The organism is Pseudomonas sp. Irchel 3A7, from assembly GCF_900187565.1.
Taxonomy (GTDB): Bacteria; Pseudomonadota; Gammaproteobacteria; order Pseudomonadales; family Pseudomonadaceae; genus Aquipseudomonas.
The window spans coordinates 41,723-59,064 of sequence record NZ_FYED01000009.1 but is presented as its reverse complement, the minus strand read 5'-3'; the positions used below and the strand labels follow the sequence as shown (position 1 = coordinate 59,064).

Annotated in this window: 15 protein-coding genes; 7 read left to right on the top strand and 8 right to left on the bottom strand. The window is 60.6% G+C overall.

All coding sequences use genetic code 11. The features are described from left to right. The 5 genes from CKW21_RS16155 to gloB form a co-directional block, all read right to left on the bottom strand. Positions 1–1,074 (bottom strand): microcin C ABC transporter permease YejB, encoded by a 1,074-nt coding sequence (locus CKW21_RS16155; RefSeq protein WP_095194950.1) that lies wholly within the window; start codon positions 1,072–1,074, stop codon positions 1–3. Positions 1,075–1,078: 4 nt separating this feature from the next. Beyond that, positions 1,079–2,920: an extracellular solute-binding protein gene (locus tag CKW21_RS16150; protein WP_095194949.1), complete on the bottom strand. Its 1,842-nt coding sequence runs from the start codon at positions 2,918–2,920 to the stop codon at positions 1,079–1,081. After that, the gene (locus CKW21_RS16145; protein ID WP_371917527.1) at positions 2,917–4,725 is read right to left on the bottom strand and encodes an extracellular solute-binding protein; all 1,809 of its coding nucleotides are present in this window, start codon (positions 4,723–4,725) and stop codon (positions 2,917–2,919) included. The genes CKW21_RS16150 and CKW21_RS16145 overlap by 4 nt, the downstream gene beginning before the upstream one ends. A 342-nt stretch (positions 4,726–5,067) precedes the next feature. Continuing rightward, a complete protein-coding gene (locus CKW21_RS16140) occupies positions 5,068–6,516 on the bottom strand; it encodes a transglycosylase SLT domain-containing protein (protein WP_095194947.1) in 1,449 nt (482 codons plus the stop codon). 99 nt (positions 6,517–6,615) lie between these two features. Next, a complete protein-coding gene (gene gloB / locus CKW21_RS16135; RefSeq protein ID WP_095194946.1) occupies positions 6,616–7,383 on the bottom strand; it encodes a hydroxyacylglutathione hydrolase in 768 nt (255 codons plus the stop codon). A gap of 65 nt (positions 7,384–7,448) precedes the next feature. Here gloB and CKW21_RS16130 point away from each other — a divergent pair, with 65 nt between their 5' ends. From CKW21_RS16130 to CKW21_RS16110, 5 genes are all read left to right on the top strand, one after another. Then, the gene (locus tag CKW21_RS16130; RefSeq protein WP_095194945.1) at positions 7,449–8,207 is read left to right on the top strand and encodes a methyltransferase domain-containing protein; all 759 of its coding nucleotides are present in this window, start codon (positions 7,449–7,451) and stop codon (positions 8,205–8,207) included. Between the two features lie 93 nt (positions 8,208–8,300). Continuing rightward, positions 8,301–8,753, top strand: a complete 453-nt coding sequence (rnhA, locus tag CKW21_RS16125) for a ribonuclease HI (protein ID WP_095194944.1) — start codon at positions 8,301–8,303, stop codon at positions 8,751–8,753. A 197-nt stretch (positions 8,754–8,950) separates the two neighbouring features. Next, positions 8,951–9,709: a DNA polymerase III subunit epsilon gene (dnaQ, locus tag CKW21_RS16120; protein ID WP_095194943.1), complete on the top strand. Its 759-nt coding sequence runs from the start codon at positions 8,951–8,953 to the stop codon at positions 9,707–9,709. Between the two features lie 298 nt (positions 9,710–10,007). Further along, the gene (locus tag CKW21_RS16115) at positions 10,008–12,263 is read left to right on the top strand and encodes an Orn/Lys/Arg decarboxylase N-terminal domain-containing protein (RefSeq protein WP_095194942.1); all 2,256 of its coding nucleotides are present in this window, start codon (positions 10,008–10,010) and stop codon (positions 12,261–12,263) included. Between the two features lie 14 nt (positions 12,264–12,277). Continuing rightward, positions 12,278–12,892 (top strand): GNAT family N-acetyltransferase, encoded by a 615-nt coding sequence (locus tag CKW21_RS16110; protein WP_095194941.1) that lies wholly within the window; start codon positions 12,278–12,280, stop codon positions 12,890–12,892. On the opposite strand, the gene CKW21_RS16105 is transcribed toward CKW21_RS16110, so the two are convergent. Continuing rightward, positions 12,858–13,751 (bottom strand): LysR substrate-binding domain-containing protein, encoded by an 894-nt coding sequence (locus tag CKW21_RS16105; RefSeq protein WP_095194940.1) that lies wholly within the window; start codon positions 13,749–13,751, stop codon positions 12,858–12,860. The two genes, CKW21_RS16110 and CKW21_RS16105, sit on opposite strands and share 35 nt — an antisense overlap. A gap of 88 nt (positions 13,752–13,839) precedes the next feature. Continuing rightward, a complete protein-coding gene (locus tag CKW21_RS16100) occupies positions 13,840–14,064 on the bottom strand; it encodes a hypothetical protein (RefSeq protein WP_095194939.1) in 225 nt (74 codons plus the stop codon). Positions 14,065–14,246: 182 nt separating this feature from the next. Here CKW21_RS16100 and CKW21_RS16095 point away from each other — a divergent pair, with 182 nt between their 5' ends. Both CKW21_RS16095 and CKW21_RS16085 read left to right on the top strand, forming a co-directional pair. Further along, on the top strand, positions 14,247–14,801 hold the full coding sequence (locus CKW21_RS16095; RefSeq protein ID WP_095194938.1) for an NADPH-dependent FMN reductase: 555 nt from the start codon (positions 14,247–14,249) through the stop codon (positions 14,799–14,801). A gap of 175 nt (positions 14,802–14,976) precedes the next feature. Beyond that, the gene (locus tag CKW21_RS16085; protein WP_095194936.1) at positions 14,977–16,260 is read left to right on the top strand and encodes an arsenic transporter; all 1,284 of its coding nucleotides are present in this window, start codon (positions 14,977–14,979) and stop codon (positions 16,258–16,260) included. 105 nt (positions 16,261–16,365) lie between these two features. On the opposite strand, the gene CKW21_RS16080 is transcribed toward CKW21_RS16085, so the two are convergent. Further along, the gene (locus CKW21_RS16080; RefSeq protein ID WP_095194935.1) at positions 16,366–17,316 is read right to left on the bottom strand and encodes a DUF1853 family protein; all 951 of its coding nucleotides are present in this window, start codon (positions 17,314–17,316) and stop codon (positions 16,366–16,368) included. Between the last annotated feature and the right edge of the window lie 26 nt (positions 17,317–17,342).

Here is a 17,342-nt window from a genome sequence, read left to right as displayed (position 1 = left end):
TCACTGCTCCCGGCTTTCGAAGTCGATGCGCGGATCGACAAAGGTGTAGGTGAGGTCGCCGATCAACTTCACCACCAACCCCAGCAGGGTGAAGATGAACAGCGTGCCGAAGACCACCGGGTAGTCGCGATTGATCGCCGCTTCGAAGCTCATCAGGCCGAGGCCGTCGAGGGAGAAGATCACCTCCACCAGCAACGAACCGGTGAAGAAGATCCCGATGAAGGCCGACGGGAAACCGGCGATCACCAGCAGCATGGCGTTGCGGAACACATGGCCGTACAGCACACGCTGATTGGTCAGGCCCTTGGCCTTGGCGGTGACCACGTACTGCTTGTTGATTTCGTCGAGGAAGCTGTTCTTGGTCAGCAGGGTCATGGTCGCAAAGTTGCCGATCACCAGGGCGGTCACCGGCAGCGCCAGGTGCCAGAAGTAGTCGAGTACCTTGCCGCTCATGCTCAGTTCATCGAAGTTGTTCGATGTGAGCCCGCGTAGCGGGAACCAGTCCAGGTAACTGCCACCGGCAAATACCACGATCAGCAGGATGGCGAACAGAAACGCCGGGATCGCGTAGCCGACGATGATCAACGAGCTGGTCCAGACGTCGAAGTGACTGCCGTGCCGAGTGGCCTTGGCGATCCCCAGGGGGATCGACACCAGGTACATGATCAGGGTGCTCCACAGCCCGAGGGAGATCGACACCGGCAGCTTTTCCTTGATCAGGTCGATGACCTTGGCATCGCGGAAGAAACTGTCGCCGAAATCCAGGGTGGCGTAGTTCTTGACCATGATCCACAGGCGTTCCGGCGCCGATTTGTCGAAGCCGTACATGTGTTCGATTTCCTTGATCAGCGCCGGGTCCAGGCCCTGGGCACCACGATAGGCGGAACCGGCCACCGACACCTCCGCGCCGCCACCGGCGATACGGCTGGTGGCGCCTTCGAAGCCTTCGAGCTTGGCGATCATCTGCTCCACCGGCCCGCCGGGAGCGGCCTGGATGATCACAAAGTTGATCAGCAAAATACCGAACAAGGTCGGAATGATCAGCAACAGTCGCCGAAAAATATACGCCAGCATCTGATTACTCCGTGCCCGCAGGGTCGGCTTGCAATTTGGTTTCGATCTCTATGGCCGGTTTGGCATCGGGCTTGACCCACCAGGTGGCGGTGCCGATGTCATATTTGGGGGAGACCTTAGGGTGACCGATGTGGTTCCAGTAAGCCACACGCCAGGTCTTGATGTGCCAGTTGGGAATCACGTAATAGCCCCATTGCAGCACCCGGTCCAGTGCGCGTGCATGAGCCACCAGGCTTTTGCGCGAATCGGCATTGATCAATTGCTCGACCAACTGGTCCACCACGGGATCCTTGAGGCCCATGGAGTTACGGCTGCCGGGTTTGTCGGCAGCCGCGGTCATCCAGAATTCGCGCTGTTCGTTGCCCGGCGAGTTGGACTGCGGGAAGCTGCCGACGATCATGTCGAAGTCCCGCGAGCGCACGCGGTTGACGTATTGCGAGACATCGACCCGGCGGATCACCAGTTCGATGCCCAGGTCGCTCAGGTTGCGCTTGAACGGCAGCAATACGCGTTCGAATTCGGTCTGGGCGAGCAAAAATTCGATGCTCACCGGTTTGCCGGTGGCGTCGACCATCTTGTCATCGACGATGCGCCAGCCGGCCTCTTGCAGCAGTTGATAGGCCTGGCGTTGCTGGGTGCGGATCATGCCGCTGCCATCGGTGGTCGGGTTCTCAAAGGCCTCGCAAAACACCTGTGGCGGCAGTTTGCTGCGAAACGGGTCGAGGATCGCCAGCTGATCGGCATCCGGCAGGCCGGTGGCGGCCATTTCCGAATTCTCGAAGTAACTGCGGGTGCGCGCGTAAGCGCCGTTGAACAACTGCTTGTTGGTCCATTCGAAGTCCAGCAACAGGGTCAGTGCCTGGCGCACGCGCACGTCCTGGAACACCGGGCGGCGCAGGTTGAACACGAAGCCTTGCATGCCGGTGGGGTTGCCGTTGGGGATCTGTTCCTTGATCAGGCGGCCTTCGGTGACGGCTGGAATGTTGTAGGCGTTGGCCCAGTTCTTCGCGGTCATCTCCAGCCAGTAATCGAATTGCCCGGCCTTGAGGCCTTCCAGCGCCACGGTGTTGTCGCGGTAGTAGTCGGTGGTCATGACATCGAAGTTGTAGAGCCCGCGGTTGATCGGCAGGTCCTTGCCCCAATAATCCTTGACCCGCTCGTAGCGTACCGAACGCCCGGCCTTGACCTCGGTGACCTTGTACGGGCCGCTGCCCAGCGGAATTTCCAGGTTGCCTTTGTTGAAATCGCGAGTGGCCCACCAGTGCTTGGGCAGTACCGGCAATTGGCCGAGGATCAACGGCAGCTCGCGGTTATTGCTGTGCTTGAACTTGAACAGCACGGTCAGCGGATCTTCGGCGACCACGTCTTCGACGTCGTTGTAGTAGCCGCGGTACATCGGTGCGCCATCCTTGATCAGGGTCTGGAAGCTGAACACTACATCCTCGGCCCGCACCGGATGGCCGTCATTGAAACGGGCTTCGGGCCGCAGGTAGAAACGCACCCAGTCGTTGTTCGGGGCTTTTTCGATCTTGCCGGCGATCAGGCCATATTCGGTAAAGGGTTCATCCAGGCTCTGCCTGGCCAGGGTGTCGTAGATCAGGTCGATGTCGTTGGCCGATACCCCTTTGCTGATGAAGGGGTTGAGGCTGTCGAAACCGCCGAAACCGGCCTGGCGGAAGATGCCGCCCTTGGGCGCGTCCGGGTTGACGTACTCGAAGTGTTTGAAGTCGGCCGGGTATTTCGGCGGCTCGTTGTACAGGGTCAGGGCATGTTGCGGGGCGGCACAGGCCCACCCTGCGAACAACAGGGCGCTGGCCTGCAACAGCAGGGCGCTGATGGGTTTCATCGATCTTTCTCCGAAGATTTCAGCCACCACGCACTCAGGCCCAGGGTGTAGGGCGGCGTGCTGACGAAGGCGAACCGGTTGCGGTAAGCCAGGCGGTGATAATTGAGGTACCAGTTGGGAATGATGTAGTGCTGCCAGAGCAGCACCCGGTCGAGCGCCTTGCCGGCGGCGACTTGCTCATCGCGGGTCTTGGCCGCGAGCAATTGATCGAGCAGATGATCGACCACCGGGTTGGCGATGCCGGCGTAGTTCTTGCTGCCCTTGACCCCGACCTGACTGGAATGGAAGTACTGCCACTGTTCCAGACCGGGGCTGAGGGTCTGGTTGAGGGTCATCAGGATCATGTCGAAATCGAACTGATCCAGGCGCTGTTTGTACTGGGCGCGATCGACCGTGCGCAGCCGTGCGTCGATGCCGATGCTGGCGAGGTTCTCGACGTAGGGCTGAAGGATGCGTTCCAGGTTCGGATTGACCAGCAGGATTTCCAGGCGCAACGGCTGCCCGGCGGCGTTCTGCAAGCGCTGGCCGTTGAGCTTCCAGCCGGACTCGGCGAGCAGGCTCAGTGCCTGGCGCATGGTGTCTCGGGGAATGCCGCGGCCCTGAGTCTGCGGAAGACTGAACGGTTCGCTGAACAATCTGGCGGGCAACTGCTCGCGCCAGGGCTTGAGCAACAGCCATTCATGGCCGACCGGCAGACCCGTGGCAGAAAATTCACTGTTGGGGTAGTAGCTCATGGCGCGATTGTAGGCACCGCTGAACAGCGTGCGGTTAGTCCACTCGAAGTCGAACATCAGCCCCAGCGCCTCACGGACCTTGGTTTCGGACAGGGTGGGGCGCCGGCCGTTCATGAACAGCCCTTGAGTCTGGGTCGGGATCTGGTGCGGGATCTGCGCCTTGATCACATCGCCACGACGTATCGCCGGAAAGTTGTAGCCGGTGGCCCAATTCTTCGCCTGATGCTCGATATAGATGTCGAACTCACCGGCCTTGAACGCTTCGAACGCCACGTCACTGTCGCGGTAGAACTCGACTTGCATCCGATCGACATTGTACTTGCCGCGATTGACCGGCAGGTCTTTGCCCCAGTAGTCCTTGACCCGTTCGAACACGATCTGCCGCCCCGGCGTGACCGAGGTAATGCGGTACGGCCCGCTGCCCAGCGGCGGTTCGAAGGTGGTGGCCTTGAAGTCGCGATCTTTCCAGTAATGCTGCGGCAGCACCGGCAACTCACCCAGGCGCAGGATCAGCAAGGGATTGCCGGCACGCTTGAAGACGAAACGAATGCGCCGGGGATTGAGGATATCGACCCGCAACACTTCCTGCAGGTTGGTGCGGTATTGCGGATGACCTTCCTTGAGCAGCAGGCGGTAGGAGAACGCCACGTCGTAGGCGGTGATCGGCGTGCCATCGTGAAAGCGTGCTTCGGGGCGCAGATTGAACACCACCCAGCTGCGGTCCTCGCTGTATTCCACCGATTGGGCGATCAGGCCATAACTGGAGGTCGGTTCGTCCCCGGAGGGGGCGTACTGGCCGGTACCGACCATCAGCGGCTCGTTGAGCTCGTTGATGCCATATTGCAGGAAATTCGGCGTGGCAACCGGGCTGGTGCCCTTGAAGGTATAAGGGTTGAGCGTATCGAACGTGCCAAACGCCATCACCCGCAACGTACCGCCCTTGGGCGCTTGCGGGTTGACCCAATCGAAGTGGGTGAATCTGGCCGGGTACTTGAGCGTGCCGAACTGCGCATAACCATGACTTTCGCTGATCGTCGCGCTTGCGGTGGAGCTCAAGGCCAGGCTGATCAGGAGCGAGAGGAGGGGACGCTTCAAGTAGTGAATCCGATCCAGGCGGCTTGGGCTTTGTGGCTCGTACAGTAACAGCTTGTATGGACAGGAAAAAGACGGGGGGTTAATGCGCTGTTAATTGCGGACGAGACAGTTCTGCTTGCGCCCATCCTGTGGCGAGGGAGCTTGCTCCCGCGCGGCGGCGAAGCCGTCGTAAACCCTGTGCACGCGGTATGTCAGAATTATCCAGGGGGCAGGGTTTGGGGCTGCTGCGCAGCCCAACGGGAGCAAGCTCCCTCGCCACAAAGTCTTTCGATGCCGCAAAAACAAAAAAAAGCCCCTGATAATCAGGGGCTCGTTTTTTTAGTGCGGATTGGAAACCGTCAGCATCTGCCCCGGCTTCAGCGCCTGACCCATTTTCGGGTTCCAGCGCTTGAGGTGCTGCATTTCAACGTTGAAGCGCTTGGCCACGATGTACAGCGAGTCGCCTTGCTTGACCTTGTATTGGGTCTGTGGCTTTTTGGCATCGCCCCTGGTTTTGGCGTTGGCCGCAACCACGGTGTTGATGCGCCCCTTACCGCGTTTGCTGGTGTCCTGCATAACCAGCGTCTGGCCGGGCTTGAGGTTCTTGCCGCTCAGCTTGTTCCAGCGCTGCAGGTCCTTGACGTCGACATTGTTGGCCTTGGCGATGGAGCCCAGGTTGTCGCCGCGCTTGACCCGGTAGTTGCGTTTGGCAACGGCCACCTGGGTCTCGTCCGCGCCGTCGAAGACCGGCTTGAGCTGCTTCTTGCTGATCAACTCTTCAGGACGCATGGTCTGCAGGCTGGTGGTCAGCAGTTGTGCCTTGGAGGTTGGCACCAGCAAATGCTGGGGGCCGTCGATGGTGGTGCGTTGCTTGAAGGCCGGGTTGAGCTGGAACAGTTCGTCTTCGTCGATGTTGGCCACCGCCGCGACCTTGGACAGGTCCATGCGCTGGTTGATTTCGACGACCTGGAAATACGGTTCGTTGGCGATCGGGTTGAGGTTCACGCCGTAGGCGTCAGGCGCCAGTACCACTTGCGACAAGGCCAGCAGCTTCGGCACATAGGCCTGGGTTTCGGCGGGCAGCGGCAGGTTCCAGTAGTCGGTCGGCAGGCCGAGCTTTTCGTTGCGCTCGATGGCCCGGCTGACCGTGCCTTCACCGGCGTTGTAAGCGGCCAGGGCCAACAGCCAGTCGCCGTTGAACATGTCGTGCAGACGGGTCAGGTAGTCCATTGCGGCGGTGGTCGAAGCGGTGATATCGCGACGGCCATCATAGAAGCGGGTCTGACGCAGGTTGAAGTAACGTCCGGTGGATGGAATGAATTGCCACAAGCCAACCGCATTGGCCCGGGAGTAGGCCATCGGGTTGTAGGCGCTTTCAATCACTGGCAGCAATGCCAGTTCCAGCGGCATGTTGCGTTCTTCAAGACGTTCGACGATGTAATGAATGTAGAGACTGCCGCGTTCGCCGGCGTTTTCGAGGAACGATGGATTGCTGGCGAACCACAGGCGCTGTTGCTCGATGCGCGGGTTGACGCCCAAGCCGTCCTGCAGCTGGAAGCCCTGGCGCATGCGCTCCCAGACATCCTGCGGGATCTGCGGGCTCGGCTTTTCGCTGATCCAGATGGGCTTCTGCTTGGCACGCGCGGCAATATTCGGAGCATGCGTCGCATCGGTCTGCGGCGCATGGCTGGAACAGCCCGCCAATGTCGCGGACACAGCCACCGCTATGGCTTGCGCCAGGCGGGTCAGAGCGTCCGAATTGATGGCTTTGCGAATAGATGACGACATTGGCTGGAAGTAAGTTCCGGGCAAAAATGTCGGGCGATTCTAGAAAGCGCACCCCTAACGGTCAACCATTCATGGTTTTCGTACCATCGTGCAAGCTGTTTAGAACGTGTCTTTCCAAGCCCTCAGTGTCGCAAAAACCATATCGGGCGCAGAGTTATCGGTGCCGGTCCGTTCGTCCGCTTTTTCTTTAACGGATGTTTCTCCGGCACGTAAAAACGGATTTGTGCGCTTTTCCAGGGCTATCGTCGAAGGCAGCGTGATGATCCCCGCTTCCCGTTGACGGGTGACACTGCCCAGGCGTTCGAGGGTGTCCGGATTGCCTGGTTCGACGGCCGCGGCGAAGCGCAGATTGCTCAGGGTGTATTCATGGGTGCAGTACACCTTGGTGTCTTCGGGAAGCGCGGCAAGGCGCGACAGCGAGGTGTACATTTGTTGAGGCGTGCCTTCGAACAGGCGTCCGCAACCCGCCGCGAAAAGGGTATCGCCACAGAACAGCAGGCCGGGGTGATAATAGGCGATGTGCCCCAGGGTATGACCGGGGACGGCAATGATCTCGAAGTCATGGCCCAGCACATTGACGCGATCGTTATCCTTGAGCGCGATGTCGCGCCCCGGGATGCTTTCGCTGGCCGGACCGTAGACGTTGGCGTCCGTCGCTTTCTTCAACTGGTCGACGCCGCCGACATGGTCATGATGATGGTGAGTGATCAGAATATCGCTCAACACCCAGCCCGGATTAGCCGTGAGCCAGGCCTGAACCGGCGCGGCATCGCCCGGGTCGACCACCGCGCAGCGCCGGGTGCTGGGGTCTTGTAACAACCAGATGTAGTTGTCGGTAAAGGCGGGCAGGGCACTGATCTGTATCATCGTCGGATTCGCCAAGCGGAAAACAATGGCGCATCTTAGAACTTCCTGGCGCGTTGGAGAATGCAATGACCGATAAAGCGTTCGCTCAGGCCGATCCTGACTGGCTGGCGTTGATCAGCGCCGCCCGTGAGTGGCTGTCCGGTCCACTCGGACAGTTTTTGCTGGATGAAGAGCGGCTGATGCTCGAAGAAGAGCTGGGCCGTTTCTTCGGCGGTTACCTGGTGCATTACGGTCCCTCGGCCCAGACGCCACCGTCGGCGCCGCAGGTGCAGCGCAATGTGCGCCTGGGTGCGCCGTTGCCGGGGGTCGAAATAGTCTGCGAGGAACAAGCCTGGCCGTTGAGCGAGCATGCCGCCGATGTGGTGGTGTTGCAGCACGGGCTGGATTTCTGCCTGTCGCCACATGGTTTGTTGCGGGAAGCGGCGAGCAGCGTGCGGCCGGGCGGTCATCTGCTCATCATCGGGATCAACCCCTGGAGCAGCTGGGGCCTGCGTCATGTGTTTGCTCACGATGCCTTGCGCAAGGCGCGCTGCATTTCTCCGTCGCGGGTGGCCGACTGGCTGAATCTGCTGGGCTTCGCGCTGGAGAAACGCCGCTTCGGGTGCTATCGTCCGCCGCTTGCTTCGCCCGCCTGGCAGACCCGTCTTGCCGGCTGGGAGCGCAAGGCCGGTGATTGGCAATTGTCCGGTGGCGGCTTCTATTTATTGGTGGCGCGCAAGATCGTGGTGGGCCTGCGGCCGGTCCGTCAGGAACGCCGCGAACCGATGGGCAAGCTTATTCCATTGCCGATGGCCAAGGTCAACCGCCGCCGCATCGAGCCGTAATACCTACTTTATTTTTCCGGCCGGGGTTGCCCCCGGTCTCGGGCGTTGTCGATCACCCATCGGCGAGCCACCGCATTTTCTGGATAGATTGGCATGAGCGATAGCGTAGAACTGTTCACCGATGGCGCCTGCAAAGGCAACCCCGGTCCTGGCGGCTGGGGGGCGTTGCTGGTGTGCAAGGGCGTTGAAAAGGAACTCTGGGGCGGCGAAGCCAACACCACCAACAACCGCATGGAGCTGATGGGCGCGATCCGTGGCCTGGAAGAGCTCAAGCGTCCCTGCGACGTGCTGCTGGTGACCGACTCCCAGTACGTGATGAAAGGCATCAATGAATGGATGGCCAACTGGAAGAAACGCGGCTGGAAAACCGCCGCGAAAGAACCGGTGAAAAACGCCGACCTGTGGAAGATGCTCGACGAACAGGTCAACCGCCACAACGTCACCTGGAAATGGGTGCGCGGGCACATCGGCCACCACGGCAACGAGCGCGCCGACCAACTGGCCAACCGGGGCGTGGATGAAGTGCGCGGGTTCAAGCAGGCCTGAACGACCGAGTTGCGGTCTTCGCGAGCAGGCTCGCTCCCACATGGAATCTGGAGTGGACACAAAGTTGTGTTCACTGGAGATCAACTGTGGGAGCGAGCCTGCTCGCGAATGGGTGCACACGGTCTATCTGAAAGACCCCGGCGAGCGTGTTAACATCGCCGCTTTTGCAAGAATGACCCGTTGAGAGCTGAGCACTGATGGCCACCAGATCCGTTGTACTCGATACCGAAACCACCGGCATGCCGGTGACCGACGGCCACCGGATTATCGAAATCGGTTGTGTCGAGTTGATCGGTCGGCGCCTGACCGGCCGGCATTTTCACGTTTACCTGCAACCGGACCGCGAAAGTGACGAAGGCGCCATCGGCGTCCACGGCATCACCAACGAGTTCCTGGTGGGCAAACCGCGTTTTGCCGAGGTGGCTGAAGAATTCTTCGAGTTCATCAAAGGCGCGCAGCTGATCATCCACAACGCGGCGTTCGACGTTGGCTTCATCAACAACGAATTTGCCTTGATGGGTCAGCACGACCGTGCGGACATCACGCAACACTGCTCGATCCTCGACACCCTGATGATGGCCCGGGAGCGTCACCCGGGGCAGCGCAACAGCCTCGACGCCCTGTGCAAACGCTATGGCGTCGACAACTCCGGTCGTGAACTGCACGGCGCCTTGCTCGACTCCGAGATCCTTGCCGACGTTTACCTGACCATGACCGGCGGCCAGACCAGCCTGTCCCTGGCCGGTAATGCCTCCGATGGCAACGGTTCCGGTGAGGGCGCGGACAACTCGGCCACTGAAATTCGTCGCCTGCCGGCCGACCGCAAACGGACCCGTATCATTCACGCCAGTGAAGACGACCTGGCCCGGCACGCGGCGCGTCTGGAGATCATCAGCAAGTCGGCGGGTGGGCCGGCGTTGTGGTTGCAATTGGCCGAGGCTGAAGCGCAGGCGTAATTTGCAGATGTAAGGCAAAAGCGCTTTTTGTGGCGAGGGAACTTGCTCCCGTTGGGGTGCGAAGCAGCCCCCAAGCGCTCCTTCAGCCAAACCGAGCTGGTCGGATTTACGACTGCTTCGCAGCCGAGCGGGAGCAAGCTTCCTCGCCACAAAGGTTCGTACCAAATTGCTTTTTTTTGCTCTGGCATGGTGCGGCGACTGACCCGCTTCAGTGCATCGCACTCGCCACATCCGCTTCAACCCTCTACCCTGAGGTGATTGGCAGGCTCTGGCCTGCCGCCTCAGGACACTGAGCCTCATGTATAAAGATCTGAAATTCCCGGTGCTGATCGTCCATCGCGACATCAAGGCCGATACCGTCGCCGGCGATCGTGTGCGGGGCATCGCCCGGGAGCTGGAGCAGGAAGGTTTCAGCATCGTCTCGGCGATGGATTACGCCGAAGGGCGCCTGGTTGCTTCGACGCATCACGGCCTCTCGTGCATGTTGATCGCGGCGGAAGACGCCAGCGCCCACTCGCATTTATTACAAAATATGGCTGAACTGATCGGACTGGCGCGGGTACGCGCGCCGGATTTGCCGATCTTCGCCCTGGGCGAGCAAGTGACCCTGGAAAATGCGCCCGCCGACGCCATGGCCGAGCTCAATCAACTGCGCGGGATTCTCTACCTGTTCGAAGATACCGTGCCATTTCTCGCGCGGCAGGTGGCACGGGCGGCGCGCAAGTACCTGGATGGACTGCTGCCGCCGTTCTTCAAGGCGTTGGTGCAGCACACCGCCGATTCCAATTATTCCTGGCACACCCCCGGTCACGGCGGGGGCGTGGCGTATCACAAGAGTCCGGTGGGGCAGGCGTTTCATCAGTTCTTCGGTGAAAACACCCTGCGTTCGGATTTGTCGGTCTCGGTGCCCGAGCTCGGTTCGCTGCTGGATCACACCGGGCCGCTGGCCGAGGCCGAGGCCAGGGCTGCGCGCAACTTCGGCGCCGATCACACCTTCTTCGTGATCAACGGCACCTCGACCGCCAACAAGATCGTCTGGCACTCCATGGTGGCCCGCGATGACCTGGTATTGGTGGACCGCAACTGCCACAAATCAGTGCTGCACTCGATCATCATGACCGGCGCCATCCCTTTGTACCTGTGCCCGGAGCGCAATGAGCTGGGGATCATCGGCCCGATTCCGTTGAGCGAGTTCAGTCCGCAATCGATTCGGGCCAAGATCGACGCCAGCCCGCTGACCAAGGGCCGGGCGCCCAAGGTCAAACTGGCGGTGGTGACCAATTCGACCTACGACGGCCTCTGCTACAACGCCGAACTGATCAAGCAGCAATTGGGCAACAGTGTCGAGGTGCTGCACTTCGACGAGGCCTGGTACGCCTACGCGGCCTTCCACGAGTTTTTCGCCGGACGTTATGGCATGGGCACCTCGCGCAGCCATGACGGTCCGCTGGTGTTCACCACCCATTCCACTCACAAGCTGCTGGCGGCGTTCAGTCAGGCGTCGATGATTCACGTACAGGACGGCGGTGCCCGGCAGCTTGACCGTGATCGCTTCAACGAGGCGTTCATGATGCACATCTCCACCTCGCCGCAATACGGCATCATCGCTTCGCTGGATGTCGCTTCGGCGATGATGGAGGGTGGGGCCGGGCGTTCGCTGTTGCAGGAAATGTTCGACGAAGCCCTGAGCTTTCGCCGGGCGCTGGCCAATTTGCGACAGCACATCGCAGCGGACGACTGGTGGTTTTCCATCTGGCAGCCGCCTTCGGAAGAGGGCATCGACCAGATTGCGACCGAGGACTGGCTGCTGCAACCGACGGCTGACTGGCACGGCTTTGGCGACGTGACCGACGATTACGTATTGCTTGACCCGATCAAGGTCACGCTAGTGATGCCGGGCCTGACCGCGGGCGGCGCACTCAGCGAGCGCGGGATTCCGGCGGCGGTCGTCAGCAAATTCCTCTGGGAGCGCGGGCTGGTGGTGGAAAAGACCGGGTTGTATTCGTTCCTGGTGCTGTTCTCCATGGGCATCACCAAGGGCAAATGGAGCACGCTGCTCACCGAGCTGCTGGAGTTCAAGCGCAGTTACGATGCCAACGTCAGTCTGGCGACCTGCCTGCCGTGCGTGGCGCAACAAAATGTCGCGCGCTATCAGGGCATGGGCCTTCGCGACCTGTGCAACCAGTTGCACAGCTGCTATCGCAGCAATGCCACGGCCAAACATCTCAAGCGCATGTACACGGTGCTGCCGGAAGTCGCGATGAAGCCGGCTGATGCCTATGATCAATTGGTGCGTGGCGAAGTCGAGGCGGTGTCGATCGATGCGCTGGATGGGCGCATCGCCGCCGTGATGCTGGTGCCTTACCCGCCGGGCATTCCGTTGATCATGCCCGGTGAACGCTTTACCGAGTCGACCCGTTCGATCATCGACTACCTGGCGTTTGCCCGCACGTTCGACAGCAGTTTTCCGGGGTTCGTCGCCGATGTGCACGGCTTGCAACACGAAGATGAGGGCAATGGACGGCATTACACCGTCGATTGCATCAAGGAATGAGGACCTTTGCGAGTATGCAACCTGTCATGAATCCAAATCACCCGGGGTTGTCGGTGCGCGTCGCCGACGACGGCTTTGCCGCCTACATCTGGGGCAGTGATTTCAGTTTTGAAGTGGCTGCCTACGGTGCGCCGGAAATAAGCCGGTCGGTGGAAGAATGGTCGGTCACACCGATTACGCCTTATCGCAAATGTTATGGCATCGATCCTGAAGAGTTCAGCAGTTTTCGCGACGCCGCCGACAGTGCAATCTTCATGGCCTTCCTCGATGACGAGCCGGTGGGGCACCTGGTGATCAGTACCAACTGGAATGGTTTCGCCCATATCGACGAACTGGCGGTGCATGCCCCGGCGCGACGCCACGGCGTGGCCAAGGCGTTGCTGGACGTGGCGCAGTTCTGGAGTCGCAAGAAGAAACTGCCGGGCATCATGCTGGAAACCCAGAACAATAACCTCGGCGCGTGCCGCTTGTATGAGCGTTGCGGCTATGTGATCGGCGGCATCGATCATTTGCGCTATCGGGGCATCGACCCCAATACCGCCGAGGTGGCGCTGTTCTGGTATCGAATGTTCGATAACCCGCTGGAAAACCCGATCAGCTCCCCAGCATCGCCGCGGCTTGTTCCGTGATGATGTCCAACAGAGCCTGAACGGCCGGCGAGGGTTCGCCGTTCTTCAGGGTCAGGGCGTAGACGCTGACCGGCACCGCGGGTGCCAGTGGGCAGGCGTCGAGGCCGGCGGATTTGGCGCCGAGGGCCGTGAAGGGGTCGACGATGGCCAGGCCTTCTCCGGCCTCGACCATGCTGCGCATCATCTGATGCGTCTGGACCCGGGTCTGAATCACCGGCGCCGGGCGCAGGGCGTGCAGCTTGTGCTCCAGGGCCGGGCTGAGTGGATCATGGCCTTCGAGACCGACCATCGCTTGCCCGGCCAGATCCTGCAGCGAGATGTACTTCTGTTTCGGTTGCAACCAGCCGTGGGGGGCGAGCAGTTGCAGCTTGCCTTGGGCGATCACCTGGCAATGAATCTCGGCGCGATCGGGATCATGCAGGCTCAGGCCCAGATCGCTTTCACGCAGCAACAGGCTTCTGACGATGTCACGGGTGGGTTGGCTCAGGAGAGTGCAGGGCGCGTCGGGCAAGCGTCGACGCAGGGCCGCGATGCTCTGCGGCAACAATTGCTGGGCCAGGGGCGGGGTGCAGATGATGCGCAGCGGCGGGGCCAGGTATTGCCGCAGGCTGTTGGCCAAGCGCTGCACGGGTTCGAGCGCATCGTAGACGTGGGCAATTTCCACCTGCAACTCCCGCGCTTCGCGGGTGGCCTGCAAACGCCCGCGTACGCTGGAGAACAGCATGAAACCCAACTGATCCTCGGCCTCGCGCAAAATGCGCTCGACCTCGGTCACCGGCAATTGCAGCCATTCGGCGGCGGTGCCCAGGTGACCGGTCTGCAGGAGTGCCTGGATCACTTCGATATGGCGTAAACGCATGCGTGAAGTCCATGTTCAGCAGGTGAAGGAGTCAGTGACTGAATCCTAACCCAAGTCCAAGCATATGACTTCTGCTCATAACGCCAAGTTATGAAGCGACAATCGATTCCGGTTCACGGGTCAGGGTTACGCCCGTTTGCACCAACTGAAACTCGTTGTCATCGAGTTTGTTGACGCGATCGCCAATTGCCAGTTTGTACGTGGTGACAGGCGCGCCGTCTGCCGACGGTGTGGAGTCCTGGAACTCATGCACGGAATAAATGCGGCCTTCCGCGTCTCTTGCATGGAACTGACCGACGAGTACTGCTGCCATCTGCTTAGAACCTCTGGAGATAAAACGCTTGATTTGCGGCTGTGTAGACCACCACCGAGCACGGTAAGTTTTCCTGCGTAAAAAAAATAATCAGGACGCGGATATACCTGTGTTCACTGGGTGAACCGCCGCCTGATCATCTATAACTACTGGCTCCTCCCACGGACAATCGAGAGTCTTCCATGAGCAATGTCTATACCGTCGCCGTAGTGGTCGGCAGCCTGCGCAAAGCATCGATCAACCGCAAGGTTGCCCTCGCGCTGGCGGAACTGGCGCCGGCCAACCTGAAGCTGAATATTGTCGAGATCGGCGATCTGCCGCTCTACAACGAGGACATTGACGGCGATTCACCGCCGGCAGCCTACAGCACTTTCCGACAACAAGTGAGTTCATCCGACGCAGTGCTGTTCGTCACCCCGGAATACAACCGCTCGGTGCCAGCCCCGATGAAGAACGCCATTGACGTAGGTTCACGCCCTTACGGCAAGAGTGCCTGGAGCGGCAAACCCGGTGCGGTATTCAGTGCTTCGCCGGGTGCGATTGGCGGATTTGGGGCAAACCATCACTTGCGCCAGTCCATGGTGTTTCTCGATGTACCGATGATGCAGCAACCTGAATCTTATCTGGGCGGCGCCGGCTCGGCGTTCGACGAGGCGGGCAATCCGTCCGAGTCGGTCCGGCCGTTTCTGCAAAAATTCATCGACGCTTACGCGAAATGGGTCGAACAGCACCTGTAGGAGCGAGCTTGCTCGCGATGGTCGTAAACGATTACGCGTGTTTTCTGGTTAAGCGAGTTGCTCTCGGGTTCATCGCGAGCAAGCTCGCTCCTACAGGGCTCTGTTTTTTTCGGAAGGTGACGTCGGTTGGGCGGCCTGTCATCCTGTTTGCTCATTTGTTCCAAGGCTGCCTTGAATGCTTGTCGCGTCACTGATTTTCCTGTTGACCATTACCCTGGTGATCTGGCAACCCAAAGGCCTCGGCGTTGGCTGGAGTGCGGTGTTCGGCGCGGTGCTGGCGCTGATTTTCGGCGTGGTGCACCTGGGTGACATTCCGGTGGTGTGGCAGATCATCTGGAATGCCACCGGCACCTTTATCGCGCTGATCATCATCAGCCTGTTGCTGGACGAGGCCGGGCTGTTTGCCTGGGCAGCGCTGCATGTGGCCCGCTGGGGGCGAGGCAACGGGCGCAAGTTGTTCGCTTACATGGTGCTGCTCGGGGCGCTGGTCTCGGCGTTGTTCGCCAACGACGGTGCGGCACTGATTCTCACGCCCATCGTGATCTCCATGCTCCTGGCGTTGCGTTTTTCCCCGGCGGCGACCCTGGCGTTTGTCATGGGCGCCGGTTTCATCGCCGATACCGCGAGCCTGCCGCTGGTGGTGTCGAACCTGGTGAACATCGTTTCCGCGGACTTCTTCGACATCGGTTTCAATCGCTACGCGGCGGTGATGATCCCGGTCAACCTGGTGAGCGTTGCCGCGACGCTTGCCATGCTGATGTGGTTTTTCCGTCGTGACATTCCAAGGGATTATGACCCTGAGCAACTGGCGCATCCGGCGTCCGCCATCCACGACAAAGCGACGTTTTATGCTGGTTGGGCGGTGCTGGTCATCCTGTTGCTCGGTTGTTTTGCGCTGGAGCCGCTGGGCATTCCGATCAGCGCGATTTCGGCAGTGTGTGCCGCCCTGTTGCTGGCCATCGCTGCCCGCGGCCACAAGATCTCCACGCGCAAAGTGATGAAAGAAGCGCCGTGGCAGATCGTGATCTTCTCGTTGGGCATGTACCTGGTGGTCTACGGTTTGCGCAACGCCGGGCTCACCGGGTTCCTGGCGGGGTGGCTGAACGGTTTCGCCGAATATGGCGTATGGGGCGCAGCCATGGGCACCGGGGTGCTGACGGCGCTGTTGTCTTCGATCATGAACAATTTGCCGACGGTGCTGATCGGCCTGTTATCCATCGATGCCAGCCAGGCGACGGGGATGGTGAAGGAGGCAATGATCTACGCCAACGTCATCGGCAGCGACCTGGGGCCGAAAATCACCCCGATCGGCAGCCTGGCGACGCTGTTGTGGTTGCATGTACTGGAGCGCAAGAGTATCCGGATCGGCTGGGGGTATTACTTCAAGGTCGGGATTGTGTTGACGGTGCCGGTGTTGTTGGCGACGTTGGCGGCGTTGGCTTTGCGGTTATCTCTTTAAACCGCGTTGGCTCATTCGCGAGCAGGCTCGCTCCCACAGGGAAATGCATTCCAATTGTGGGAGCGAGCCTGCTCGCGAAGAGGCCGGTCCAGTCACTACAAAATCTCAACCCTGGCCCGGCACGTTCGGCCAAAGATCCGCCACCAGAAACAACCGCTCGGCTTCTTCCCAGTCGCCATTGGCATTTTCCGTCAACCGCACCAACAACTGCGCCGGTGCTACGGGCGACAACTCACTCAACCACGCCTGCAATTGCCCGTTACTCCAGGTCTGTTCGGCAGGGTAATGCGCCGGCGCCAGCCAGGCATGGCGGGGCAGGGGTTGCCAGCGACCGGGTGGACTTTGCCCGATAAATTCGGGCCAATCCTTCTGATGCAGCCAGCGACCGCGCAGATGCTGTGGATGGGCACCGCCCGGAGGCACCGCTGGGCCGGGCCACGGATACAGCAAGTAGCCGCCCAGCCACAAATGTGCGCTGAATTGCCGGATATCCAGCGCCGCGAGGACTTCGCGGCTCTCCGGTCGGGCGGAAATCGGCAGTTGATGCTGGCTCAGGTGCGTGAGTTTGCGATCCAGTCGATCGTGGCACCCGGGTCCGAGCCACTGTGCGGTGTCGCGTCCATCCCCATTCTGCGGGCCAAGATAGAGCTTGATCGCCAGTTCCAGGTGATGCACGCCGTCGCGATCGCGCAGCAGCATGTCCAGTTCGCCCAGGGTGTGGCCTTCACGGCGGATCGGCATGTTGGCGGCAATCAGTTCGATGCCCGGTGCGTGTTCGACGGCAAATTGCCAGAGACGCTCGTAGTAAAGGCCCAGGCGCCGGGTGCGGGCCTGGGACAACCAGTGCAGCAAACCGTAGCTGTCCTGGTCCAGGCGCCGCAGCCAGTGTTCCAGGCGATCCGGCGCCTGTACCCAGTCGCTGCCGGCCAGCGGATGGCGCTGCGGCCACGGCGTGTCGGCGAGCATCGGCGGCGCCAGGATGACCCACGCCAGGTCGCGCACTTCGGGGTGGTGCAACCGGTGGGGTAACTGCAACAAATCTGGAAATAGGATCATCTTGCGAGCATAGCCTCAAACAGGAG